Below are 26,220 nucleotides of genomic sequence, written 5' to 3' on the forward strand. Positions count from 1 at the left end.
CTTGGTTAAGCAGACAGGTCATCCGACGAGAACCATAAAACGGGGATTTGGTGTACAACGCATCAAGACGATGCTTGATCATGAGCTCCCTAGGCGAGGGCAGAACGGGCTTGTAGTAGAGGTTTGAACGATTCAGCGAGAGAAGCTCCGACTGTTTCTTGATGGGCAGTTCTGGATCTTCGCAGTCGACTAAAATCAAGCGGTCATCGCGTGACATCGTCGTAGCAAGATTTTTTTTTAAGCTACGAGAGTTCCGTGGTTAAACGTCCAACTTCGCCATAGAGTCGTTCAATTCTTTCTTCGTATTCCTCCTGCATCCGGCTCTGATCATTCCGCTTACGATCGAAGAGCTGTGGGAGCTGGTCTAGGGCTGTCTTTTTCCATTGCCGAAGCTGATTGACATGAACACCGTACGTAGAGGACAATTCGTTTAACGTCTTTTCCTCTTTCAGAATTTCGAGCACGACTTTGACTTTGAATGTTTGAGAGTAAGATTTTCGTTTCATAGATCTACCTTAACACATCCTTATTTTGTGTCTTAATTCTTGGGTCCATTATACTGGAACAATTAGTCCGCAAAATACTGTTAGCGGTGATGGTGGTAAGTCATGGGTTTATTTAAATTATGTTAATCATTTGACGTCTCAAACATCAATGGGCGCAAAATCAAGTGTTGGGAACATGCTCCTTGTAAATTGGCTTCTCACTTATTCTACAGGGAAAACAGCTAGCGGTACAGATACTCCATTCAATAGCACGTGGAAGAGTACTCACATCAAAAATTACGCTAGTACTGGATGGAAGGGGGTTGTATTGAGCGGAACGGCACATACTTGGAATATGAATCTGGTATTACTTAATCCATCAGATAGTGTTTATGTTTATTAATTGCCCGACCCATTCATTCTCAATAACTAACAGAAAATGAATGGGTCATACATAAAAAGTTTGTTGTTGGGAGGATTGAAGATGATCGAATTGAAAAATGTGAGTAAGGCATTTCGAAAACACGTGATACTTCGCCCAACTCATTTAACGCTACACTCAGGAATCAATGCAATGATTGGATTAAACGGAACAGGAAAGACGACTTTATTAAAAATGCTGTCCGGAATCATTAAGAGTGATGAAGGACAAATTGCTTACAATCAGCAAACGATCCGTTCAACAATTTCAAAAATCGGTGTTGCATTTGACCTGCCTTCTTTTTACGGACATTTGTCTGGGTGGCAGAATATGGTCTATTTTAATCAATTTCAACAATCACCCGTTTCTGTCGACGATCTTAAGAAGATTGCTACTGAATGGAACGTCCCATTGGATAAACGCCACACGTCAAAGTACTCACTTGGTATGAAGAAAAGACTATCGTTAGCACTTTCGCTTATTGGTAATCCAGAATTTTGGTTTTTAGATGAACCGTTTAACGGACTTGACTTTGAGTCGAAGGAACAACTGACTGCTAAAATTGAACAATTTAGAAGGAAGAAAAAGACTATTCTACTCATTTCTCATGACCTTAATCTCTGTCTTAACCTCGCCGATCAACTTTTATTTATGCATCATGGCGAACTTCACTATTTACCAAACCAAGAACCCTTGTTGAATCAAGTAATTTTCACCATTATTCATATTGAAAAGTGTCAAATCCCATCCTCAATTCAGCGTTTAATCGTTGAACAAGCGGAAGAGCATAACGGCTTGAGATTAGTCATTATGAAGCAGGACGAACGGCAAATACTTTGCGCTCTAAACGAACGACGCATCTCTATTCTCGGCTTAGAGCATAAGATTCCTTCAATCAGTCAGGCGATCAAAATACTGCACAATAGAATAGGAGGAGAAAACAATGTTGAGTACTGAATGGTTAAGAGTGAAATCAAAGTGGTCACTTTTTATTCTGCCCATTATTCCTGTACTTTGTATCCTAGCGACACTATTTCAACACTATCAGTTAGCTGTGGGCTATCATCACATGCCTTCGGGATCAGACCCATTGGCGGGGCGCTCGTATGCGGTTTTAATGGAATGGTTAACCCCGGATCATCTCTATTATTACGCAATGAATCAGACGATGCAGACGATTTATTTTTTTCCACTGATTTTTTCAGCGGTTATTTGGACTTATGACGATTTAAAACAAGGCATTCTTGCCTATGTTGCAACGCTCCATCGAAATCGCACCCGCTTTTTCGTGACAAAGCTCTTATCGTTAACGATTTATTATGCGCTCATTTTGTTCTTCTATTTTATTTTTTACACGCTGATTTCTTTTTTTATTCCGCATGTCCCGATCGAGCATTGGTGGCATATCTTTTCATGGCAAACGCTCTGTGCCTACTTAATTTATCTGTCCAGTTTGCTCTTTTGGGCAGGCTTCGCCATTGCCATCACCTATGCATTAAATTCTGCGATTGCGGGAACAGGGATTACCGTTTTCTATTTGCTGTTTGAGCGATTGTTCACGAGCATGAGTTCAACGCTTGTTCATCAGCCGTTATTGATGAAAATAAATGAATTCCTTCCTTGGGCAAACTTTCAATCTCTGTTTCTTTATGCAATAGGCTCAGAGCAATGGACCAATCAACTCCATCATAAAATTGATCTTAATCTTTCATCGATGATTCCCGGTATGTTCCGTTTAACGAAAACGCAGCTCAGTGGGGTTTCCGTACCTTTCCCATTTTTGACTCCTTTATATGTGCTTATTATTGTTATTACTGTCTATTTTAGTGTCATGCTCTATGCATGCTGGACACTGTATCATTATCGAATAAATAAATCTTGAAAGTGATGGTGATCACGTTTGCGACGTAGAATCTTTTTTATCTTGCTCTCGGTTATCCTTTTAGGTGCAGCATGGTTTTCCGGAAGGGTGATCTATCAAAAAATGCTCCGTCATCGTGCTGCCCAATCCGTTGCGTGGTTTGATCACACTTGGAGCCATTGGCGATCGAATCCGCAGCTTCATCAGACCGTTGCGAACGTGGGTAATCAGCGGATCACGTATCAAGATTTATGGTCACAGGCAGGATTGGCTATGATTAATCAAGCTTCCTTTGATCCTGAGACTAAGCTGAACGATGCAACTTTTTCAGAAAAAGCGCTTCAGGCTGCTTTTGATCATTGGGTGCTAATTGCTGCGCTAACAAATTATGCACAGGATCATGGGATGGAAGTTAAGCAAAAAGAAGCCATCAATTGGAAGCAGATGGTTCTTGACAGCAACATTCAATCGCCTGTTTCGAAAGACTCCGTGAATGTTTTGGTGACGAGTCAAATTGAAAAGAAGTACTCTTCGATATATAAAAAGGAATGGGTATTCCATTATGCGAATAATGTGATTAACGAAACAATCAGAGTACAAGGAAAACATAAAGCCATTAATGAAATGAAAATCACGACCCAGGCACTAAAAAAATATAAACCGATACTCACGAAAAATGCCCCAAAAGAATTGCAAATCAGAGATTAATAAAAGCGTTTTCCGACTGCACAAAGAGATGGCGATTTGTTGCGTATAGACAGGATGTCATCTCATTCGTCATCCGAAAAATAACGAGTAGCTTGGACACAAAAACATAAAGATCCCCTTTTTTAAAACGTAATCCCAAGTTGTGACACCCCAGATACAACCGTCCGCCATTCCCCAATGCTCTTCTTCAAACGACGTAAAATGGTCTATACGTAGCCTTCATAAACATCAGGAAATATTCCATGCGCCGATTTCATCAATTCATAGCCGTAACATATACTCCTTTTTTCATTTGTGTGTCGACCGGGATCAGCTACGATTCTTTTTCTCACACGGCCTCTCTTAAGAAATCCTTCATTTTTTTCCATTGTCTTTTTTAAGAACTGCCCTTTACAATGAATGAAGTAAGATATAGCGCGGGGGAGCGAAGCGATTGGAAAAATATAATGTGCTTGTTGTTGATGACGATAAAGAAATACGCGATGTTATCGGTATTTACTTATCGAATGAAGGGATGAATGTACTCAAGGCAGAGGATGGGCTGAAGGCGATCGAGCTTCTGCGCAGTCAGACGGTGCATTTAATATTACTTGATATTATGATGCCGCATATGGACGGGATTCAGACAACCTTTAAAATACGCGAACAAAAGAATATACCGATCATTATGATCAGCGCAAAGAGTGAGGATATGGACAAGATCAATGGCCTTCAAGTCGGAGCGGACGATTATGTGACCAAACCGTTCAATCCATTGGAGCTTGTTGCTCGCGTGAAATCGCAGCTGCGCCGTTATGTCACGCTGGGGACCTATGAAGGGAAGAAGAAAACGATCAATTTAAATGGGCTAGTCTTGGAGCAAGCGGAAAAAAGGCTAATGGTCAACGGTGAACCCATTCGCCTGACGCCGATTGAGTATCGGATTGTTGATCTTTTGATGCGCCATGCCGGACGCGTGTTTTCCATTCACGAAATCTATGAACGGGTTTGGCAGGAACCGAGTTACCATGCGGAAAATACCGTTGCAGTACATATTCGTAAGATTCGTGAGAAGATTGAAATTGATCCGAAGAATCCAAGATTCCTGAAGGTGGTGTGGGGCATTGGCTATAAAATGGAAAAATAATACGGTTGCGAAGCTCGTTACTGGTTTATTGATTGTTGGTCTTTCTTTGTTAATTTTTGTTTTTTCAACAGGTCACAACGCCATGTTTGGTTCTTTTGAAAAAACAGATGCTTTTATGAGTAGCTATTATGACTTTCAACACCATTTGGCTTTGCTGAAGCTTAATTATCCGTTTAAGGCAACTGTTGAAAAGTTGCCGGTAACCGATTCGGATATCCACGAGTTCCGCTACCGGTACGGAAGCCTGGAAAAACAGTTGGCCAACGTGCACGGTCAATATGAAGATGTGATTGCAAAAGCAGAGAAAAATAATGATAAAGACGTGGTCAGTTATTATAAGAAAGAACAAAATCGCAAAGTTAAAGCGATTCAACAAAACTTTAAAAGCGACCAGCATGTGATCAAACAAATACGCGATGAACGTGCGGAAAAAATGGATGAGTATGATCAATCGCTCAATGAAGAACGGCAATACTTTAATCAATTGACGAAGGTGTTTCACTACGATTTCGTCAATAAACGGACAGGTGAACGAATCACGAATGTTCGCGCTTCCGACGACAAAGCGCATGTTCAGTTTGAGAAAAAGTTTACGGATTTATCCGCTTATCAAAATTCTGGGAACAGTGATAAAATTGTTGATCGCGTGTTGAAGCTTTCTGCTGATGACTATCAGGGAAGGATCTTTGTCGCAGAAAATGCACCGTTGAAACCGTTGCGTGGATATGCACAGTACCAGTCTGAAAAAAATACAGGTTTTAGCTTACTTGTATTAGGGGTGCTGATGATTGCTGCGGCACTTTTCATTGGCTTCAAACGATCAATCCGTTCACTTGCTGATATTGAGCCAATCCATCACTGGTATGCGCGCATGCCAATCGAACTCAGATTGATCTTCTTTGCCATAGAAAGCTATATCTTTCTTGGCATCTTGGAAATGATTAAGGGTCAAAACTATTCGAGTAGTTATTATTTTGGGGTCATTGGCGGCATCGGCTTCTCAGCTGGGTTTTTCTCGATTGGGTTAGGAATTGCTGTAGCTGTCGCAACGTTGCTCTATCAGGTACAATGGCTGGCACAGATGCTGCGCGATCCATTAAAACGGCAGGTGTGCTGGAACAACAGCATCGTCAAGCAAACCGGTATGATTTTTCAAGAACTGCTGCGGCCGCCATTTACTGTTTTAAAAGTACTCGTGTCCCTTGCGGCGCTGTTCCTTCTTGGCATGTTTACAATGTTCTGTTTCTTCAACAATGTGTCTGCTTTTACTCTGTTCATTCTCTTCTGCACCGCAATGCCGTTGATGTGGTTCATTCTGCATCGCGCTGCTCAGCTTAATCGTATCATCAAACAGGCAGAGGTTGTAGCTGCAGGTGGTGATCCAATCGACTTTTCGACACATGGAAAAGGGACAGTAGGCAGACTGAGCCGCACAATCAATCAGATGCAGGGCGGCATCAGATCTTCACGGCATGCGCAGCTTAAGAGTGAGCGCTTGAAGACCGAACTGATCACCAATGTCAGTCACGACCTGCGTACACCGCTGACGTCGATCATCACCTATAATGATCTATTGAGAAAACCAGGTGTAAGTGAATCGGAACGGCACGATTATGTAGCGATCATTGACCGCAAAGCGAAACGATTGAAACGCTTAATTGACGATTTGTTTGAGGCCTCGAAAATGGCGAGCGGGGCGGTTGAGTTGACAAAAACAAAAGTTGATTTAAGTGAATTGCTTACTCAGGCGCTTGCTGAATACGATGAAGCCATCGAAAAATCGTCGCTTAAATTCCGGATAAAGACGCCGGATGATCGAATCCCGGTTAACGTCGACGGTCAAAAAATCTGGCGCGTGTTTGATAATTTAATCGGCAATATCTTGAAATATTCAATGGAAGGAACGCGCGTTTATATCGAATTGGAAAAGAAGCAGAATCAGACGGTGATTACGTTTAAAAATATCACAAAATATGAACTTGGACGTAATGTCGATGAACTCTTTGAGCGCTTTAAACGCGGAGATGCGTCAAGACATACCGAAGGATCGGGACTCGGGTTTGCCATCGCCAAGTCGATTATCGATCTGCATGATGGAATTTTCGAACTGGATTTAGACGGGGACTTGTTTAAAGTGATGATCAAACTCCCGCTTGTTTCATGATTGCTCAGCCTTGACGCATAGGCATTATGAGTGAGACAATGGAATTCGATATTTAATCGGAAGTTGAAAAGCGAGGGCTCTGCCCCGCTTTTTTTTGAAAGTGAGGAATACGCCATGGCTTATGACGGTATCGTTACGCATGCTGCGGTTGAAGAACTTCAGGACTTTACAGGCGGACGGATTGCCAAAATCTATCAGCCTACACCCACAGATCTGATCTTTCATCTCCGCTCGCGACACGCGCGCGGCAAGTTGCTCATTTCGATAAATGCAGCATTTGCTCGAATGCATTTGACGGAACAGTCTGCCGACAATCCGCAAGAACCGCCGATGTTCTGCATGCTGCTTCGCAAGCATCTTGAGGGCAGTGTGATCCAGCGGATTGAGCAGCTGGGATTTGAACGGATTGTACACATTGACGCGCGGTCGCGCAATGAGTTCGGTGATTTAACGGAAAAACAACTCATTATCGAATTGATGGGCCGCCACAGCAATGTCATTTTGATTGATAAAGAAAGCAAGCGGATTATTGATTGTATGAAACATTTGACACCGGCAGTCAACCGTTTTCGTACCGTGCTTCCTGGTGAAACCTACGTGTCGCCGCCCGACCAGGCTAAAATAAACCCGCTTGAGATGACGGGCAGCGATTTAACGAGCAGAATTGAATGGAACACAGGAAAAATTGATCGACAGATTGTCGGCATTGTCAGCGGTTTTTCACCGCAAATCGCGACTGAAGTGGTTCGTCGAGCAGGTCTCCCGCACAAGGATGCGATTGCAGCAGCCTTTGAGAAGATCCAGTCGGAAATCCGAGGGCACAAGTATCAGCCAACAATCTTCTTCAATGAACGTGGAAAAGATGACTTTCATGTTCTGCGTCTCAGTTTGAATTCAGATCGAACGGAGACTTTCAAGTCGGTGCATCAAATGCTTGACCGCTATTATATGGTTAAAGCGCAGACGGACGCCGTTCGGCAAAAGGCCGGAGATCTCAGTCATTTTATTACAAACGAATTAAAAAAATATAAAACGAAATTAAAAAAACTAAATAAAACGCTGCGGGATGCTGAGGATGCGGACAAGTACAGGTTGTATGGCGAGCTTTTGACCGCAAGCATGCATCAGATCAAACGCGGCGATCAGCGCGCTGAAGTCGTCAATTATTATGATCCGAATCAAGAAAAAGTGACCATTAAACTGAATCCGAACCGTACACCTTCTGAAAATACGCAAGCTTATTTTAAAAAATACAATAAGGCGAAAACGGCGAAACATGTGGTTGCCGAGCAGGTGGTCGAAACCCAGCGTGAAATTGCCTATTTTGAAGGGTTGGTGCAGCAGATCGAATCCGCTTCACTAAAAGATATTGAGGAAATTCGTGAGGAATTGGTTGATGGGGGCTATTTGAAAAAGAAACACAGGCAGAAAGAGCGGAAAAGCAAGCATAAACCGGTGCTCGATCACTATTATGCTTCCGACGGAACTTTAATCCTAGTCGGGAAGAATAATAAACAAAATGATTATTTGACGACTAAAGCAGCAGCGCGTGACGAGATCTGGCTGCACACGAAGGACATTCCAGGCTCCCATGTTGTGATCCGGTCTCAGGATCCGAGTGAAGAAACGTTGTTGGAGGCCGCTCATTTAGCTGCATTTTACAGTAAATCACGAATGGGCAGCGGTGTTCCTGTCGATTATACAAAAGTAAGGTATGTGAAAAAGCCAAGTGGTGCAAAGCCAGGATTTGTGATCTATACGGATCAAAAGACGGTTTACATCACTCCGGATGAATCATTGGTGCTAAAAATGCGCAATCAGCCGGCACGCGAAACGAAATAAATGGCTCGTACGGTCGTTTTGGGACTTGCTTCATTTCTATAAAGTTGTATACAATAAACAAGTGGAAGTGATCGGATGATTAAGAGTATGACCGGATTTGGGATGAGCGAAAAATATGCAGGTTCTGCACAAGTGCATAGCGAGATTAAATCGGTCAATCACCGCTATTTTGAGTGTACGTTCAACGCACCAAAGCCGCTCCTTTATCTTGAAGATCAAGTACGAAAGATCGTCCGCTCCTACGTGCATCGCGGCTCGCTTTCATTATTTTTATCTGTGGCGGGCAGTTCGGCAATCGCTTCCCGAGTTGAAACCAATTGGGACGTCGTCGACCAATATATCCGTGCAGCAAAAAAAATTGAACAGCGCAGCGGCTTATCCATTTCAGACGCAAATGCGTTTCTTCAGCTCCCTGGCGTCTTTTCACTAAGGGAAGCGGATAATCAGTCGGCAAAAGCTATTGAACCGGTTATTCTGGAAGCCGTCCACGAATCTTGCGAGCGTCTGATCCGTATGCGTGAAAAGGAAGGGGCGGCAATGCGGCTGGATCTGTTGCAGCGCGTGCAGACGATCCATCACGCTGTCGCTGCACTTGAGGCGTTTGTTCCACAAATACGCACTCAGTATGAACAGAGGCTGCGTTCTTCTGTTGCTGCTTTTCTAGAAAAGAATCAAGCGATTGATGAAGACCGATTAATGAATGAAATTGCTCTATTCATAAACAAAACAGCGATTGACGAGGAAACGACACGATTGAAAAGTCATTTGCATCAATGCTCCGATCTCTTGTCTGAGGATGAGCAGGATCCGGTTGGAAGACGCATTGATTTTTTGATTCAGGAAATGAACCGAGAAGTGAATACGATTGGTTCAAAGGGCAATCATGCTGAAGTGACGCGTTTTGTTGTGACGATTAAAAATGAGATTGAAAGATTACGCGAACAAGTGCAAAATATAGAGTAAATGATTGTTTGATCGACTGCTTGGAGGCAAAGTGATGAGTTTTAAAGAGAAAGGCTTGCTGGTGGTTCTTTCCGGACCATCCGGTGTCGGCAAGGGGACCGTGTGCCGCGCATTGCGTGAACGCGGCACACAATTAAACTATTCCATTTCAGCGACAACGCGTAAGCCGCGCGAAGGCGAAATTAACGGCGTCCACTATTTTTTCAAGACGCGTGAGCAGTTTCAAAAGATGATTGAACAGGAAAAACTACTTGAGTGGGCCGAATATGTTGGCAACTGCTATGGAACACCGGTGGACTATGTACACAAAATGATTGAATCGGGGCAGGATGTTATTCTTGAAATCGAAGTTCAAGGGGCCCTTCAAGTAAAGAAGAAGTTTCCCGAGGCACTGTTTATTTTTCTCGCTCCGCCGAATTTGAACGAACTAAAAAATCGGATCGTTGGCCGCGGAACCGAAACGGCCGAATTAATTGAAAGCCGGATGAGTGTTGCCAAGTCGGAAATGGAACTAATGCAGAATTATAATTATGTTGTGGAAAACGATCAGGTACTGAAAGCCTGCGACCGTATTGAAGCGATTGTACTCGCCGAGCATTGCAGGGTGGACCGTCTGATTGAGAAATATATGAACAAAGAAGGAGTTGACGGGAAATGATGATTTATCCGTCCATTGACAACTTACTTAAAAAGATTGATTCAACGTATACACTTGTGACGCTTTCTGCAAAACGTGCGCGCCAGCTGCAAGAGGGAAACGGTCATTTAATGGTAGAACATCCGCGTTCGGTTAAGGAAGTTGGCCAGGCATTGGAAGAAATCAATGCGGGTCTGCTGACGTGCAAACGCTAATGTTATGCTCTGCACACTTAAGGCAACAACCGTTTTAAGGTTGTTGCCTTTTATATATAACACAAACCTTGAGCGAACTCTGTGCGTTGCTGTTGCAATCCGTATACATCATTTATGATTGAGGAGGAGAGCGCAACATGGACACTTTTGCAGACTATTTGGCACGTATCGATCATCCGCAACATCAGGCACGATTAAAAGAAATTTTGGATTGGGTCACGAAGCAATTCCCACAGCTAATGCCCAAAATTGCATGGAATCAGCCGATGTATACCGATCACGGCACCTTTATTGTTGGCTTTAGCGTAGCCAAACGTCATTTGGCCGTTGCTCCAGAGAGGATCGCGATTGATCGTTTTTCTGATGAAATTGTACAAGCCGGTTATACGCACAGCAAAGAATTGGTACGCATCCCATGGGATCATCCGGTTGATTTCTCATTGCTTCAGAAAATCATTGCATTCAATAGTTCAGATAAGGCGGACTGTACAACGTTTTGGCGCAAATCTTTATAACAGAGCGTATTTAGAGATCTCATAGGAATTAACCATTCAACCTTTTATCAACACATAAAAGTAACGGAAGTGATCAAATGACTGTGGAAGGAAAAAAGATCTTACTTGGTATTTGCGGCGGCATTGCCGCTTATAAATCGGCTGATTTAGCAAGTCGGTTAAAAAAAGCCGGCGCAGATGTTTCCGTTGTAATGACTGAATCGGCGAAGCAATTTATTGGACCCGTCACGTTCCAAGGCCTAACGAGGCATCGGGTCTATGATCACGTTTTTTTAGATGAAAAAGAAGGACAGATTGCTCATATTGATTTAGCGGATGAAGCAGATTTAATGATCATTGCACCGGCAACAGCTCAAACCATTGCGCGATTGGCGCAAGGATTCGCTGATGATATGCTTACCACTGTCGCGCTGGCAACAAAGGCTCCGATATGGGTTGCACCGGCGATGAATGTTCATATGTATGAACACCCTGCTGTTCAGCACAATCTTCAGTTGCTTGAGAGCTATGGCTATCATGTGATCGGTCCGGCTGAAGGTCATCTTGCTTGCGGCTGGGTAGGAGCAGGGAGAATGACGGAACCTGCCGATATCATGCGTGAAATTGAAAGCCAATTTTCAATTCAAAAGCTATCCGGAAAGAAACTATTGGTGACCGCTGGACCAACGAAGGAAGCACTCGACCCGATCCGCTTTCTCAGCAATCAATCCAGTGGGAAAATGGGTTACGCAATTGCTGAGGCGGCACGCCAAGCCGGTGCCGAGGTGACGCTTATCAGCGGCGCATCGCTCGCCGACCCAAAAGGGATGACGGTTGTTCATGTGACTTCAGCACAGGAGATGCATGACGCGGTAATGCAGCGGTTTGCAACCTGTGATGCTGTCATTAAGGCAGCGGCAGTGGCCGATTATCGCCCTGAGCATACGGCATCTCGGAAAATTAAAAAGTCGGACGGACCGATGACCCTAACGATGGTACGCAATCCCGATATTTTGAAAGCACTTGGTGAGCACAAGAAGGATCAGCTCTTGGTCGGATTTGCAGCGGAAACGGATCATTTAGAGGACAACGCAAAGAAAAAGCTTAATTCAAAGCACTTGGACATGCTGGTGGCAAACCATGCTTCTGATGGGTTTGGCTCAGAAACGAATAAAGTAACCCTTTACTTTGCTGACGGAAGAAAACAGGCGTTGGAAAGGATGCAAAAACAGCAGGTTGCTCGGCACATCTGTAATGCGCTCTCAGGTCTGTTCGAAATGAGTGTGTCAAAGTGATTGCTGAAGTCTATATTGATATTCCTGCGAAGCCGGTAAATCGCCCGTTTGACTATCGTATTCCGGACAATTTGACTGAACTTGTCAAACCTGGGGTGCGGGTTACCGTTCCGTTTGGGAGGACGCGAAGGCTCGGCTTTGTCACCGCCTTAAAGGAGAAATCCGAATTTAAACAATTAAAAGGGCTTGATTCGGTTGAAGATCATGTTCCGGTGCTTACGCCGGAACTGATTGAGTTAGGCGGATGGCTTGCAAACCAGACCCTGTGTTCGACGGTGACCGCCTTTCAGGCAATGCTTCCGGCTGCGATGAAAGCCGACTACAAAAAATTAATTGTGATCGATCAGATTGAACGGCTGCTTGAGGAGGACCCTGAACTTGCCGCATTTCTCCAGTCGGCCAAACAGCCGATTTGGTCCGAAATCATAAAGGCTCATCCTGAATGGGCGAAACGGATGCAGCGGGCAATCAAGCATGGGCTGATCTCCGTTCAACAGCTCGTTAAGAATCAAGCAAAAGCAAAAAAAGCAGCTGCTGTTACGGTGGAGGCCCCTCGTTCATTGTTGGAGGACGAACTGAATCAATTAGACAAACGCTCCCACCGTCAGAAAGAAGTGCTTGAATTTTTGCTGAAGCAGCCTGATCTTCAGCACTTTCATGAAACCATCCAGAAATTAGTCAAGCATGGCCTAAGTCGTGAAGCAATCATGAAATTGGCGGAAAAAGGGCTGCTTAAGCAGGGCTACATCGAACAATTTCGCGATCCCTATAATCGACCGGTTGACAGAACGCAGCCGCTTGCTTTAACGGAAGAACAAGCGCATGCCCTTGAGCCGATCTTAACGGCGATGCAACGTGAAGAACACAAGGTCTTCTTGTGTCACGGGGTTACAGGAAGCGGTAAAACGGAAATCTACTTGCAATCGATCCAGCGCGTCATCGAACAGGGAAAACAAGCGATCGTCCTCGTTCCTGAAATTTCGTTGACCCCGCAAATGGTGAGCCGATTTAAAGGCCGTTTCGGCGATCACGTCGCCGTGATGCACAGCGGATTGAGCCGAGGCGAGAAGTATGATGAGTGGCGCAAGATTCGTGAAGAAAAAGTTCAGGTGGTTGTCGGCGCGCGATCCGCGGTATTTGCTCCCTTTAAAAAACTAGGGCTGATCATTATTGATGAGGAACACGAATCCAGCTATAAACAGGAGGACATGCCGCGCTATCATGCACGGGACGTGGCAATCCATCGCGCTAAAAAACACCATTGCCCGGTCGTGCTTGGCAGTGCAACGCCTGCATTAGAGTCATTCGCTCGCGCACAAAAGAATGTCTATACATTATTAAGTTTAAAAGAGCGGGTGAATCATCGTCCGCTTCCATCGGTGCATATCATCGATCTGCGTGAAGAACTTCGCGAAGGGAATCGCTCTGTCTTTTCAAAAGAACTGCTTGAAAAAATAAAAGATCGGTTAGCTAAACAAGAGCAGAGTGTGCTGTTTTTAAATCGACGCGGCTACTCTACATTTATGATGTGCCGTTCCTGCGGTGCGGTTGTCAAATGTCCGCATTGCGACATCTCGCTCACGTACCATCGTGCCCAGCAACTGCTTAAATGCCATTATTGCGGCTATGAACAAGCGGTTCCTGCGGCTTGTCCAAATTGTAGCAGTGATGCCATGCGCTTTTTCGGTACGGGTACGCAAAAGGTGGAGGCAGAACTCAATCGGCTGATTCCGGAAGCGCGTGTGATTCGAATGGATGTTGACACAACGAGAAAAAAAGGCAGTCACGAAAAGCTGCTGCGTCGTTTCGGCAAAGAAGAGGCCGATATTCTGCTTGGCACCCAGATGATTGCAAAGGGACTGGATTTTCCCAAAGTGACGCTGGTCGGCGTGCTGGCGGCTGATTCATTACTGCATCTTCCTGATTTTCGCGCCTCTGAGAAAACGTTCCAACTTTTAACACAGGTATCCGGTCGAGCAGGCAGGCATGCGTTACCTGGCGAAGTGGTCATTCAGAGCTATGCGCCCGATCATTATGCAGTGACAGATGCAGCCCATCATGACTACGGAGCCTTTTATCAGCAAGAAATGCTGTTGCGAAAGCGAGCCGGATATCCGCCGTTTTACTATTTAGTTCTGATCAGCCTGTCTCATCCGGAACCGGCGAAGGCTGCTGAATCTGCAGAACGCATTGCATCGATATTGAGGCGAAAATTGTCCCATACTTCGCAAATTTATGGACCGGTCGTCCCTTCTGTGGCTAAGATAAAGGATAGATATCGCTATCAGTGCATGGTAAAATACAAAAGAGAACCTGAACTTATGCCTGTGCTGCATCAAATTATGCAGCATTTTCAGGATTCAGGCAAAGCACAATTGCAGCTGACGGTTGATCTTAATCCCGTCACCTTAATGTAAGTATAGATGCAAGCAGTGGCGCAGATGGTTACGATCGTGTGCAGTAACGAAATGATCATAATGTGATTGAATAATAAAGAGGATGATTTAATGAGAATCGTTTTTATGGGAACTCCGGATTTTGCAGTTCCTGTTCTTCAGCGTTTGATTGAGGACCCGAATAATGAAGTCGTATGCGTGGTCACGCAGCCGGACCGCCCAAAAGGAAGGAAACATCAATTAACCCCGCCGCCGGTTAAGCTTCTTGCTCAAAACTATTCCATTCCGGTCTTACAGCCGGAACGTGTGCGTAATCCGGAGGCGGTTCAGAGCATTTTGGCTTATCATGCGGACCTTTTCATCACGGCTGCCTATGGACAGATTTTGCCTGAATCTTTATTGAAAGAACCAAGGCTTGGTTGCATAAATGTTCATGCTTCCCTTCTTCCGGCTTATCGTGGTGCAGCGCCAATTCAACAATCAATTATTGATGGTCAAAAAGAGACCGGCGTTACCATTATGTACATGGTTAAAAAATTGGATGCCGGTGATCTTTTGACTCAAGTCCATGTACCAATCGAATCAGCCGACACTTTCGGTAGCCTGCATGACAAATTGAGCGCTGCTGGTTCCGATCTTCTCATGGAGACGCTTCCGAAACTTGCAGCAGGAGAACTGACACCGCAACCTCAAGATGAGGCGCGTGTTACCTACGCACCGAGTATTCAGCGTGAGGACGAGCAAATTATATGGACGCGCAGCGCCGAGCAGATTCGCAATCAAATTCGCGGTCTAAATCCGTTTCCCGGCGCATTTACAAGCTTGTATGGAAAAAACTTTAAAATTTTCGCAGCTGAGCTGACGGACGGAGCGACTGACGAATGCCCCGGTACCGTTGTTGCATGCCACACCGATGCATTTTTCGTAGCAGCTGGTGACAAATGTGCTCTAAAAATAACGGAGTGTCAGCCATCGGGAAAGAAAAGAATGCATGCGGCAGACTTCTTACGCGGGAAGCCGTTGTCTGTGGGCGTTGTGCTTGGGGGACAGTCATGAGTCATCAAACGGCGAGGGAGACGGCTTTGGACCTGCTCCTGTCGATTACAACAAAGCATGCGTATAGTCAGATTGCATTGAACGAAGCGCTAAGTGCGGGGCAGCTACGCGAGAATGACAAACGGCTGGTTACTACACTGGTTTATGGGGTTCTGCAGCAGAAATCTGTGCTGCGCTTTTATTTATCTTCATTTGTCAATCGTAAACGGAAATTAGATGCATGGGTAGAAATGCTGCTCTTACTGTCCATTTATCAAAAAGTATTTTTAGACCGTATTCCGGATCATGCCATCGTTAACGAATCGGTAACAATTGCAAAAAAACGCGGACATCGCGGGATCTCCGGGTTTGTTAACGGGATATTGCGCAGGCTCATGCGTGAAGGGGTACCGAGCTTATCCTCAATTACCCCGGAACAAAAACGGCTCTCCATTCAATACAGTCATCCCGAATGGCTGCTCAAACTTTGGCGGGAGCAGTGGGATCTGGATACGGCAGTTAAAACCGCCCAAGCAGATAATCAACCACCGAATCTCTGTCTGCGCGTCAATCGGTTGAAACTTTCGCGTCAAGAATTAATGGAGCATCTCGCTCAAGAGGGAATCCAAACGGTTCCCGGACCGTTGTCTCTAGACTGCATCGTTGTTACAAGTGGTAATGCCGTTGCAACGGCCGCTTTTCAAAAAGGATGGTTCACTGTTCAAGATGAGAGTTCGATGCTGGTCGCCGATTGTGTGGGAGCAGAAGACAATATGCTGATCTTGGACGCTTGTGCCGGGCCGGGAGGGAAAACAACGCATCTCGGCGAGCGGATGAACAATAAAGGCAAAATCATTGCACTTGACCTGCATCCGCATAAAACAAAGCTGATTGATCAAGCGGCCAACCGACTGGGACTTGAGAACATTGAAACACGTGCGATGGATGCGCGGGCGGCTCGAGATACCTTTGGCGAAGCTGCGTTTGATCGCGTTCTGCTTGACGTCCCCTGTTCCGGTTTAGGTGTCATTCGGCGAAAGCCGGAAATTAAATGGAGCAAAACGGCTGAGGAAATCAGCGGACTCATCCCCATTCAACGCGCAATTTTAGAGGAAGCTGCACCTATGGTTAAACCGGGTGGTCGCTTAATTTATAGTACCTGTACGATTCAGAAAGAAGAGAATGAACAGCAAATCCTTGCGTTTCTCAGGCGGCATCCAGAGTACAGAACAGATGCTGCTTTATTCGAACGCTTGCCAAGTGTTTTAAGCGATGATCGAGAATCGCTGAAGCCGGGAATGATTCAGATTTTCCCGTATCAATTTGATACAGACGGCTTTTTTATCTGCTGTCTTGAACGTAAGGATAACTGATTTGCGGTAAAGAGGTGATTCAGGTGGAAACAGCTTATTGCACGCATCCCGGCAAGATTAGATCTCATAATGAGGATAGTGTAGGCGTTTATAATGGCGAGAGCTGCTTATTGGCGATTGTTGCAGATGGAATGGGCGGTCACGCTGCCGGAGAGGTTGCCAGCAAGATGGCTGTTGACTTATCGGCTCAGCGATTTATGGAACATGAGGGCATCTTTACACGTGAGAAAGCGGAAATTTGGCTGAATCATCTGGTTCGCGGAATTAATTTGCGATTGTATGAACATGCAGAATCACATGATACGTGCAAAGGGATGGGCACAACCTTTGCGGCAGCCTTGTGTACGAATGAATTTATTGCTGTTTCGTCTGTTGGCGACAGCAGGATATACATATGGAAGCATCCTCAACCGGTGAAGCAGATTACTGAAGACCATACTTTTGTCAATGAATTGCTTAAAACAGGTCAAATTACTGAGGATGAAGCAGCAGGCCATCCCAAACGGAATATATTAATGCGGTCGCTCGGGACAGAACCAACGATTGCCCTAGATACAGCTATTGTCGAATGGTCAAGTTGGTCGCATGTGCTGCTCTGTTCGGATGGTTTGTCAAATAAATTAACGGATGAACGATTAACAGAAATCATGAACAAGTCAATGAATTTGGAGGAGAAAACGGGGATGATGGTCAAGGAAGCAAACCGAGCCGGTGGCGAGGATAATATTTCAGTGATTCTCATCTCTAATGACAGAGATGGTGAAAAACAATGATTGGTAAACGAGTAGGTGGGCGCTATCAAATCATCTCCCGTCTGGGCGAAGGCGGGATGGCCGTGGTATACAAAGCGAAAGACTTAATTTTGGACCGCCTTGTCGCAGTGAAAACACTTCGCCCGGAGCTGGCCGGCGATGAAGAATTCGTGCGTCGCTTTCATCGAGAAGCGGAGTCGGTTGCGAGTTTATCGCACCCCAATATTGTTGCGATCTACGATATTGGGGAGGAAGATTGTTACTACCTTGTCATGGAATACATCGAGGGAATGACGCTCAAGGAATTTATTAAGAATTATTCGCCGATTTCTATTGATGATTCCATTTATATAATGAAACAAATTCTGCTTGCAATTGGTCATGCGCATGAACACGGAATCGTTCATCGTGACATTAAACCGCAGAATATCTTAATCAACGAGTCAGAATCAGTAAAAGTGACTGATTTCGGCATTGCGCTTGCAGTAAGCGGAGCGACAATTACCTACACGCATTCAATTATGGGATCAGCACATTACTTGTCGCCTGAACAAGCGAAGGGCGGCACAGCGACGATTAAATCCGATATTTACGCATTAGGTATCGTCATGTTTGAACTTTTGACCGGGAAGCTTCCATTTCCAGGAGCGTCACCGGTTTCTGTTGCTTTAAAACACCTAAATTCGCCGATGCCTTATCCGCGCGATTTTCGTTCGGATATACCGCAATCCATTGAAAATGTGATGATTCGTGCGCTTGCTAAAAATCCGGATGACCGCTATGAGTCGGTTACAGAGATGCTTAACGACTTGATGACGGCACTAAATCCGGACCGTGCCAACGAGGAGCGGCTGATTATCGCTGAGCCATTGCCGGATAAAGAGCGTACTGAAGAAGATTTAGAAAAAACAATTAAGATGGCTCCGATTAATAACGATATGGGCTCGCTTCGAGAACAGAAAATGACGCATTCATCCAAAGAGACGCATGATGAAGTGGAAAAGAAATCAGGAGCGAAGAAATGGCTGACCATTTCAGGAATACTGATTTTATTAATTACAGCTGGATTAATTATTGGGATTACAGTTCTTCCGAAACTATTCTATGTGTCAAATGTTCAGGTCCCTGATGTTACCGGACAAACTTATGAAACAGCCAAGCAAACGCTAATGAATCGAAAGTTAAAGGTGATTCGTACGGATCGTGTCAGTGAAACCATTGCATCGGGCAAGGTGATCAGTCAAAGTCCTGGAAAAGGTGTTGAGGTAAAGGAGAACACAGAAATATCGCTTTCGGTAAGTAAGGGAGCTTCTAAAGTCGCGATGGATAACTATGTCGGCTACAGTAAGGAAACCGTTGAAGAAGCATTGAAAGACGCCGGCTATAAGGACATTGTCTGGCATGAGGAAGAGTCGACAAGCATTCCCGTTGATCAGATTATCCGTCAAAATCCTGTTCGGGGAACAAAAGTGATTCCGTCAAAAACAATTTTAGAGCTCACGTATAGCACCGGAGCACCGCAAGCAACCGTGCCGAATTTGCTGGGCAAAACCAAAGCGGAAGCCTCTGAACTCTTAGAAAACCGGGGATTAGTCGCCGACTTTACCGAGGGGGACTATTCCGATGAGGTTGCAGAAGGCAGCGTGCTTGAACAGGATCCGGATGCGGGAAGTAAGGTGAACCAGGGAGCGGAGATCAATGTTTCCCTTTCTAAAGGTAGCGAGTTGAAGCCTAGAGAGATCGATCAGCCAATCAAAGTGGTTTATCCGAACAAGGGTGATCACTCAGAAGAGCCGTCACCGATTCGGGTCCAAATCTACTATACCGATGCAAACCATACTGAATTTCCATTCGTTGATGAAGAAATTACGGAGACGAAAACCTATACAATCCCGTTTACCATCAATCCTGATGAAAAAGGGAGTTACCGTGTATTAATTGATGAAAAAGAGCAAAAAACAGGAACAGTTGACTATCCACGTTCACGTTAATGGAGCGTAAGCAACAAGTTAGGAGATTACCGATGCCTGAAGGAATAATCTATAAAGCCTTAAGTGGTTTTTATTACATTAAGAATGGAGATCAGGATATTCAATGCCGGGCACGCGGCATCTTCAGAAAAAGAAAGGTCAGTCCGCTTGTCGGTGATCACGTTACGTATGAGGCAAAGAAGCCGAGCGATGGCTATATTTTATCGATTCAAGCACGAAAAAATGCATTAAAGCGGCCACCAATCGCAAATATTGATCAAGCCATTCTTGTTTTTTCGGTAGAGGAACCGTCTTTTGATTGTCAGCTGCTCGACCGATTTCTCGTTACTATGGAAGCACATGCGATTCATTCGCTGATCTGCTTTACAAAAAAGGACCTGTTAACCGCGAATGATTTATCTAAATTTAAGACGCAGATAAATATTTATGAACGTATCGGTTATCCTGTTTTTTTTATCTCAAGTGTCACTAATGAAGGAATTTCCGAGCTGAAGAAACAAATGGCTCACCGAATCAGCGTGGTCACCGGGCAATCCGGTGTCGGCAAATCAACGCTGCTCAATCATCTTAATTCCTCATTAAGCATTGAAACCCAATCGATTTCACAAGCTTTGGGAAGAGGAAAGCACACGACACGTCATACCGAATTAATCCCAATTGTAGAAGACGGTTACATTGCAGATACACCGGGATTCAGTGCCCTCGAAATTCCAGAGATCGTATCCGTTGATTTGGAAAACTGTTTCCCCGAATTTTCCGCTTACCGGGACGGCTGCCGCTTTAGGGGCTGCACGCATCTGGCAGAACCGAATTGCCGCGTGAAAGAAGCGGTTTCTGCGGGAGAAATCGATCAAAAACGCTACGCGCATTACAGTTTGTTTTTTCAGGAACTTAAAGAGCGTGAACGAAAGAAATATCAATAATTTCTCGTTTTTTTCGAATTTGCGATGAGGAGATGCAGACGCGTATGAAACTTGCAATTGTTGCTGGCGGACCGGATGTGCTCGTGCCTGATTTACATGCACCGGAATATTCGGATTATGAATGGATCGGGGCGGACCATGGGACGATCGTCTTATTAAGACAGCAAATCAAACCGATGATTGCATTTGGTGATTTTGATTCGCTCAGTGATGAGGAGCGGGAGGAAGTCAATGGACAACGATTGCTGCTTCGTTCCTATTCTCCGGAAAAAGACAAAACAGATCTTGAGCTGGCACTTGATTGGGCATTAAGCCGAAAGCCTGAGCACTGTTTAATCTTCGGTGCGACTGGCGGACGAATGGATCATACACTGGCAAGTGTGCAATTATTGATGCGGGCGGTCAGTCAATCGGTTGATGTGGCGATTGTCGATAAGAAAAACAAGATCACATTATTGACTCCGGGCACATATCCTATAAAGAGCAATTCATCATATCGTTATCTTTCATTTCTTGCGCTGACTGAAAAAGTTATGGGGCTGACATTGTCCGGTTTAAAGTATCCGCTTCAAGATGCTGTACTTCCTTTGGGATCAAGCCGATGCATCAGCAATGAGGCTGAAAAAGATTCATTTACCGTTTCCTTTTCAAAAGGCTGTCTGCTGATGATGCAATGTCGTGATTAGATGAGCAGCCGATCCGGGCATACTTTTTCTCATCCATTCATATAGTTTAGAAGCACGTGATTATGGATGTCGGCGCTTGAGACAAGGAGGAGCAGTGCAATGAAATTTTATACGATTAAGCTGCCAAGATTCTTAGCGAGTATTGTGAGAGCCCTCCTCGGTTCTTTTAAGAAGGGATAATCGGCTCGCAGAGCAAAAAAAGACATCTCAAACGAGGTGCCTTTTTTTGCTAAAGCAAATCAGTCAAAAGAGCCGAATCTTAGATAAGATTCGGCTCTTTTGATGTTCATCAATACATTATTGTTACGGATCAAGCGCGTTCAACTTTGCCTGACTTAAGCGCTTTTGTCGAAACATAAACTCTTTTTGGTTTTCCGTCAACCAAGATACGTACTTTTTGCAAGTTCGCTTTAAATGTTCTCTTCGATTTATTTTCAGCAAATGAACGGTTTTGACCAAACTTCGTTGTTTTGCCGGTTACAAAGCATCGACGTCCCATTAATATGACCTCCTTGACCATAGCAATTCAATAAAGCAATAACTTCATAGTAACACGATTGCAGGTGTCACGCAACCGAATTTGTTCGGTTGTTTTCGATGATGAAGCGGGTGCTTGGGACCTTCGCTTTAAAATTTGTCTAGGCTAGTGTAAAATAACGTTAAGTTAAATCGGTTTGCGGATGAAACGCACCAACCAAGGTGGACCGACGCATTTGTTTTAGTGCAAAATGAATTTGGAGGCAGCGTATATGAGTGTTTCGATAACAAATAACTTCGGCCAGATCGACATTTCACTTGATGTCATTTCAAAGATTGTCGGTGGTGCAGCAATGGATTGTTACGGTATTGTCGGTATGGCATCAAAGAACCAATTGAAAGATGGTTTTACAGAACTTTTGAAAAAAGATAATTTAAGCCGCGGGATTGTTGTCCGTTTTGACGAGGAACAGAATTTATTAATTGACATGTACATTATTGTTAGTTATGGAACGCGAATCTCAGAGGTGGCAGGCAACGTTCAGACGAAAGTAAAGGCGAGTTTGAACGAGATGCTTGGTCTCAATGCGGCCTCCATCAATATCTTCGTTCAAGGGGTTCGATTGGTTGAGGAGAAAGAACAGGCAGAGAATCAGACTCTACAAGTATGAGGAGCGTCAAACGAGATGAACTATCGAAGTGTTTTTGATATTATCGGACCTGTAATGGTGGGACCATCAAGCTCCCATACTGCGGGCGCTGCAAAAATAGGGCGAGTTGCAAGAAAGCTGCTTGGCACGGTACCGATTGAAGCAGCGGTGACCCTTTATGGATCTTTTGCTGAAACTTATCAAGGACATGGAACGGATGTGGCTATTGCCGCCGGTCTGCTCGACTTTGATGAGCGTAACCCAAATCTTCCTGATTCATTAAGTATTGCTGAGAAACTGGGGATGAAGATTACATTTACAGCAGATAGGCAAACACCTGTTGACCACCCGAATACCGCGCGAATTTCATTAACGGACGGCAATGAAATGATGGAGATCGTCGGTGTATCAATTGGCGGCGGGAAAATAGAAATACATGAAGTAAACGGATTTTCCGTTTCCCTTTCCGGAAGCAACCCGGCGCTTCTTGTCCTGCATCATGATCGGTATGGTGCTGTAGCAGAAGTTGCCGGACTGATCGCAACTTATGAAATGAATATCTCTTATATGCAAGTGTCACGGAAACAAAAAGGAAGTTTAGCACTCATGGTGATTCAAACAGATGAAGAAATCGGGGATGATTTAGTTACCGGGGTTTCGCATCTTCCCAATATATTAAATGTTGCTGTTTTAACTTGATCATGAGTTTTATGGGGAGGGGGAGATGTTTCAATGTTTCAAACGGTCGAAGAACTAGTAAAAGAGGCAAACAGTCGAAGTCTGCCTCTATCTGAAGTGATGATTCAAACGGAGATTGAAACAACCGGTAAAAGTCGTGCGGAAATTATCGAAAAAATGTCCGGACATTTAACCGTTATGGAAAAAGCAGTTCAAAGAGGGCTACAAGAAGAAATCAAGTCGCGCTCAGGTTTATCCGGAGGTGATGCGCGACTCCTGAAACATTATATCGAGCACAATGAATCGTTATCCGGATCGGTTGTACTGGATGCCGTGAGTAAAGCGATGGCAACCAATGAAGTCAATGCGGCCATGGGGACAATCTGTGCAACCCCTACAGCGGGTTCAGCCGGTGTTGTACCTGGGGTTCTATTCGGTCTGCAGCCTAAACTCAATCCAACCAGAGATCAAATGATCGCTTTTTTATTTACAGCAGGTGCGTTTGGTTTTGTTGTTGCAAATAATGCCTCCATTTCCGGTGCTGCCGGCGGTTGTCAGGCAGAAGTCGGATCGGCAACGGGCATGGCTGCTGCTGCGGCAGTCGAGATGGCTGGCGGAACCGCGGAACAATCCGCCCATGCAATGGCAATCGCATTAGGCAATCTGCTTGGACTGATTTGCGATCCGGTTGCCGGATTGGTCGAAGCGCCTTGTGTGAAACGTAATGCAATCGGTGCGTCAAGTGCTCTCGTTGCAGCTGACATGGCACTTGCTGGAATTAAAAGCGTGATTCCTTGTGATGAAGTGATTGACGCGATGTACCGGGTGGGCCGAATGATGCCTACCGCTTTGAGAGAGACGGCACTAGGAGGGCTTGCCGACACCAAGACCGGCCGTGCTCTGAAAGAACGAATTTTCGGGTTAAATGCCAAGCGGTCTGTATCAAAAGAATAATGAAAGCGTTGCGTTCTAAAAACCCAATTACAGAGCTTCGCGGTGTCGGGGCGCGGCTGGCGGAAGACCTGGAACAACTCGGAATCAGGACTGTTGACGATCTTTTTAATTATTATCCCTATCGCTATGACAATTATGAAATCAAAGATCTTGCTGAAGTTCAAGATCAGGAGCAAACCACGGTCTTAGGAAAAGTGCAGAGCAGCCCGTTGCTCAATTATTACGGAAAGAAAAAGTCACGATTGAGCGTTCGCGTCTTAACCGGGCGCTATTTAATATCGGTAATCGTGTTCAATCGGCCTTATCTGAAACGAATGTTATCCATCGGTGATCAGGTAACAATTACCGGTAAATGGGAGCGCAATCGTGCAACGCTGGCTGCTACTGATTTTCACAAAGGCGAACCTGATCAAAACGCCCAATGGGCTCCGGTCTATCCGGTAAAAGCAGGAGTTTCGGTTAAACGAATCCGCACTTTAGTGAAACAGGCGTTTAAACAATTTCCGGACATCATAGAGGAAAATCTTCCTGCTTCACTACGCACAGCCTATAAATTGGCAGGAAAAGCGCAGGCGGTGCATACAATCCATTTTCCCGAAGACCAGCAGCATTTACATCAGGCGCGGAGACGACTTGTTTATGAGGAGTTTCTCACCTATCAGTTGAAATTGAAAGCCTACAAGCGATTAAAGCGAGCTTCAGAAACAGGAATTCCATTTTCGATCGATTCAAAACAGCTGCAGGCATTCATAAAATCCCTGCCTTTTCCCTTAACGCAAGCACAAAATAAGGTGCTGTCTGAAATACTGCAAGATATGGCCCATGCTGCACCGATGAATCGTTTGCTTCAAGGCGACGTTGGATCAGGGAAAACAGTCGTTGCTGCAATAGCGCTCTACGCGGCGGTATGTGCCGGATATCAAGGGGCTTTAATGGCGCCAACTGAAATACTTGCGGAACAGCACACAGAAACGCTGCGTGAATTGTTCCGTCCCTTTTCCGTTTCTGTCGGTCTTCTGACCGGGAGCGTTCGCGGGAAAAGGAGACGGGAACTGCTTGAACAGATAAGTTCCGGAGCGGTTCAAGTTCTGATTGGTACCCATGCCTTGATCCAGCCGGAGGTTCATTTTCATCAGTTGGGACTTGTAATCACTGATGAGCAGCATCGATTTGGCGTGGGCCAGCGAGGGGCTTTGCGGCTTAAGGGCAAAGAGCCGGATATTCTATATATGACTGCAACCCCAATTCCGCGCACGCTTGCCTTGTCGGTGTTTGGCGACATGGATGTTTCGACAATTGATCAATTGCCTGGCGGGAGAAAGGAAATTAAAACATACTGGGTTCAAGACAATGCGATGGACCGAGTGATTCGTTTTATGAAACACGAGCTCGATCAAGGCAGACAAGCCTATGTGATTTGCCCATTAATCGAGGAATCAGAGCAACTCGATGTACAGAATGCACTCGATGTACATGGGTATCTGACTCAGGCGCTGCCTGAATATTCGGTTGCCTTAATGCATGGAAAACTGACTTCTGAAGAAAAGGATCAAGTTATGGAAGCGTTTAAGGAACATCGCGCGCAAATTCTTGTATCAACAACTGTCGTTGAAGTCGGTGTCAATGTCCCAAATGCGTCACTTATGATCATTTATGATGCCGACCGTTTTGGCCTATCGCAGCTGCATCAGCTGCGTGGACGCGTTGGACGAGGCAGCGTGCAGTCCTATTGCGTTCTGCTTGCGGATGCCAAATCTGAGACGAGCAGAGAGAAGATGCGTATGATGACCGAGACAACGGATGGGTTTAAACTTTCCGGCTATGACTTGAAGCTGCGTGGTCCGGGAGATTTCTTTGGAACAAAGCAAAGCGGCGTGCCATCCTTTAAACTTGCAGATCTCGTACATGATTATCGAACATTGAATACGGCACGGGATGATGCTGCCAGGTTGGTTCACTCTGAAGCTTTTTGGAAGTCGGACACCTTTCGTTTGCTGCGCGAGCCACTAATAGAAATGGGTCTCGGAGAATCAAGCCATCTCGACTAATCCCATGCGTCGATTGATACGTTCCGGTTTAATTTCTGCTTGCGAA

The 26,220-nt window shown here is 45.1% G+C and carries 25 protein-coding genes; 23 read left to right on the forward strand and 2 right to left on the reverse strand.

The window, feature by feature from the left end; all coding sequences use genetic code 11:
* Positions 1-242: 242 nt before the first annotated feature.
* Positions 243-506, reverse strand: coding sequence for a transposase (locus tag SIN01_RS00920; RefSeq protein WP_047035351.1), 264 nt, complete (start codon positions 504-506; stop codon positions 243-245).
* A gap of 463 nt (positions 507-969) precedes the next feature.
* Here SIN01_RS00920 and SIN01_RS00925 point away from each other — a divergent pair, with 463 nt between their 5' ends.
* The 19 genes from SIN01_RS00925 to spoVM all read left to right on the forward strand — a co-directional run bounded on the left by SIN01_RS00925 (position 970) and on the right by spoVM (position 21,547).
* Positions 970-1,863 (forward strand): ATP-binding cassette domain-containing protein, encoded by an 894-nt coding sequence (locus tag SIN01_RS00925; protein ID WP_010027083.1) that lies wholly within the window; start codon positions 970-972, stop codon positions 1,861-1,863.
* Positions 1,850-2,788: an ABC transporter permease gene (locus SIN01_RS00930; RefSeq protein ID WP_010027081.1), complete on the forward strand. Its 939-nt coding sequence runs from the start codon at positions 1,850-1,852 to the stop codon at positions 2,786-2,788. Before SIN01_RS00925 ends, SIN01_RS00930 begins: the two co-directional genes overlap by 14 nt.
* Positions 2,789-2,875: 87 nt before the next feature.
* Positions 2,876-3,475, forward strand: coding sequence for a hypothetical protein (locus tag SIN01_RS00935; RefSeq protein ID WP_010027080.1), 600 nt, complete (start codon positions 2,876-2,878; stop codon positions 3,473-3,475).
* Between the two features lie 433 nt (positions 3,476-3,908).
* Positions 3,909-4,601 (forward strand): response regulator transcription factor, encoded by a 693-nt coding sequence (locus SIN01_RS00940; protein ID WP_010027079.1) that lies wholly within the window; start codon positions 3,909-3,911, stop codon positions 4,599-4,601.
* Positions 4,579-6,765, forward strand: a complete 2,187-nt coding sequence (locus SIN01_RS00945; protein ID WP_010027078.1) for a sensor histidine kinase — start codon at positions 4,579-4,581, stop codon at positions 6,763-6,765. Before SIN01_RS00940 ends, SIN01_RS00945 begins: the two co-directional genes overlap by 23 nt.
* Positions 6,766-6,879: 114 nt before the next feature.
* Positions 6,880-8,607: an Rqc2 family fibronectin-binding protein gene (locus SIN01_RS00950; RefSeq protein WP_047035354.1), complete on the forward strand. Its 1,728-nt coding sequence runs from the start codon at positions 6,880-6,882 to the stop codon at positions 8,605-8,607.
* Between the two features lie 75 nt (positions 8,608-8,682).
* Positions 8,683-9,570 (forward strand): YicC/YloC family endoribonuclease, encoded by an 888-nt coding sequence (locus SIN01_RS00955; RefSeq protein ID WP_029548068.1) that lies wholly within the window; start codon positions 8,683-8,685, stop codon positions 9,568-9,570.
* A 34-nt stretch (positions 9,571-9,604) separates the two neighbouring features.
* Positions 9,605-10,228, forward strand: coding sequence for a guanylate kinase (gmk, locus tag SIN01_RS00960; protein ID WP_010023268.1), 624 nt, complete (start codon positions 9,605-9,607; stop codon positions 10,226-10,228).
* Positions 10,228-10,422, forward strand: coding sequence for a DNA-directed RNA polymerase subunit omega (gene rpoZ, locus SIN01_RS00965; RefSeq protein ID WP_010023266.1), 195 nt, complete (start codon positions 10,228-10,230; stop codon positions 10,420-10,422). The genes gmk and rpoZ overlap by 1 nt, the downstream gene beginning before the upstream one ends.
* Before the next feature lie 137 nt (positions 10,423-10,559).
* Positions 10,560-10,937 (forward strand): iron chaperone, encoded by a 378-nt coding sequence (locus tag SIN01_RS00970; RefSeq protein ID WP_010023264.1) that lies wholly within the window; start codon positions 10,560-10,562, stop codon positions 10,935-10,937.
* Positions 10,938-11,014: 77 nt separating this feature from the next.
* On the forward strand, positions 11,015-12,211 hold the full coding sequence (gene coaBC / locus SIN01_RS00975) for a bifunctional phosphopantothenoylcysteine decarboxylase/phosphopantothenate--cysteine ligase CoaBC (RefSeq protein ID WP_010023262.1): 1,197 nt from the start codon (positions 11,015-11,017) through the stop codon (positions 12,209-12,211).
* The gene (priA, locus tag SIN01_RS00980) at positions 12,208-14,628 is read left to right on the forward strand and encodes a primosomal protein N' (protein WP_010023261.1); all 2,421 of its coding nucleotides are present in this window, start codon (positions 12,208-12,210) and stop codon (positions 14,626-14,628) included. Before coaBC ends, priA begins: the two co-directional genes overlap by 4 nt.
* Positions 14,629-14,718: 90 nt before the next feature.
* Positions 14,719-15,663 (forward strand): methionyl-tRNA formyltransferase, encoded by a 945-nt coding sequence (gene fmt, locus SIN01_RS00985; protein ID WP_010023260.1) that lies wholly within the window; start codon positions 14,719-14,721, stop codon positions 15,661-15,663.
* Positions 15,660-17,015 (forward strand): 16S rRNA (cytosine(967)-C(5))-methyltransferase RsmB, encoded by a 1,356-nt coding sequence (gene rsmB, locus SIN01_RS00990; protein WP_010023259.1) that lies wholly within the window; start codon positions 15,660-15,662, stop codon positions 17,013-17,015. The genes fmt and rsmB overlap by 4 nt, the downstream gene beginning before the upstream one ends.
* A gap of 23 nt (positions 17,016-17,038) precedes the next feature.
* Positions 17,039-17,788, forward strand: coding sequence for a Stp1/IreP family PP2C-type Ser/Thr phosphatase (locus SIN01_RS00995; protein ID WP_010023257.1), 750 nt, complete (start codon positions 17,039-17,041; stop codon positions 17,786-17,788).
* A complete protein-coding gene (gene pknB, locus SIN01_RS01000) occupies positions 17,785-19,758 on the forward strand; it encodes a Stk1 family PASTA domain-containing Ser/Thr kinase (protein WP_010023255.1) in 1,974 nt (657 codons plus the stop codon). The genes SIN01_RS00995 and pknB overlap by 4 nt, the downstream gene beginning before the upstream one ends.
* A 32-nt stretch (positions 19,759-19,790) precedes the next feature.
* Entirely contained in the window at positions 19,791-20,681 is an 891-nt protein-coding gene (rsgA, locus tag SIN01_RS01005; RefSeq protein ID WP_010023253.1) for a ribosome small subunit-dependent GTPase A, read from the forward strand.
* Between the two features lie 44 nt (positions 20,682-20,725).
* Entirely contained in the window at positions 20,726-21,367 is a 642-nt protein-coding gene (locus SIN01_RS01010) for a thiamine diphosphokinase (protein ID WP_010023252.1), read from the forward strand.
* A 99-nt stretch (positions 21,368-21,466) separates the two neighbouring features.
* Complete coding sequence (gene spoVM / locus SIN01_RS01015) at positions 21,467-21,547, forward strand: stage V sporulation protein SpoVM (protein WP_010023251.1); 81 nt, start codon at positions 21,467-21,469, stop codon at positions 21,545-21,547.
* Positions 21,548-21,677: 130 nt separating this feature from the next.
* Here the strand turns inward: spoVM and rpmB are convergent, their stop codons facing one another.
* Positions 21,678-21,866, reverse strand: coding sequence for a 50S ribosomal protein L28 (gene rpmB / locus SIN01_RS01020; RefSeq protein WP_010023250.1), 189 nt, complete (start codon positions 21,864-21,866; stop codon positions 21,678-21,680).
* Positions 21,867-22,116: 250 nt separating this feature from the next.
* Between rpmB and SIN01_RS01025 the strand changes: the two genes are divergently transcribed.
* From SIN01_RS01025 to recG, 4 genes are read left to right on the forward strand one after another with little or no spacing between them, the layout of a single operon-like run.
* Complete coding sequence (locus SIN01_RS01025) at positions 22,117-22,515, forward strand: Asp23/Gls24 family envelope stress response protein (RefSeq protein ID WP_010023249.1); 399 nt, start codon at positions 22,117-22,119, stop codon at positions 22,513-22,515.
* A gap of 15 nt (positions 22,516-22,530) precedes the next feature.
* Positions 22,531-23,193 (forward strand): L-serine ammonia-lyase, iron-sulfur-dependent subunit beta, encoded by a 663-nt coding sequence (gene sdaAB / locus SIN01_RS01030; RefSeq protein WP_010023248.1) that lies wholly within the window; start codon positions 22,531-22,533, stop codon positions 23,191-23,193.
* Positions 23,194-23,226: 33 nt separating this feature from the next.
* Complete coding sequence (gene sdaAA / locus SIN01_RS01035; protein ID WP_010023246.1) at positions 23,227-24,126, forward strand: L-serine ammonia-lyase, iron-sulfur-dependent, subunit alpha; 900 nt, start codon at positions 23,227-23,229, stop codon at positions 24,124-24,126.
* Complete coding sequence (gene recG / locus SIN01_RS01040; RefSeq protein ID WP_010023245.1) at positions 24,126-26,174, forward strand: ATP-dependent DNA helicase RecG; 2,049 nt, start codon at positions 24,126-24,128, stop codon at positions 26,172-26,174. The genes sdaAA and recG overlap by 1 nt, the downstream gene beginning before the upstream one ends.
* Positions 26,175-26,220 lie beyond the last annotated feature (46 nt).

The organism is Sporolactobacillus inulinus (assembly GCF_006539285.1).
GTDB classification, from domain to species: domain Bacteria; phylum Bacillota; class Bacilli; order Bacillales; family Sporolactobacillaceae; genus Sporolactobacillus; species Sporolactobacillus inulinus.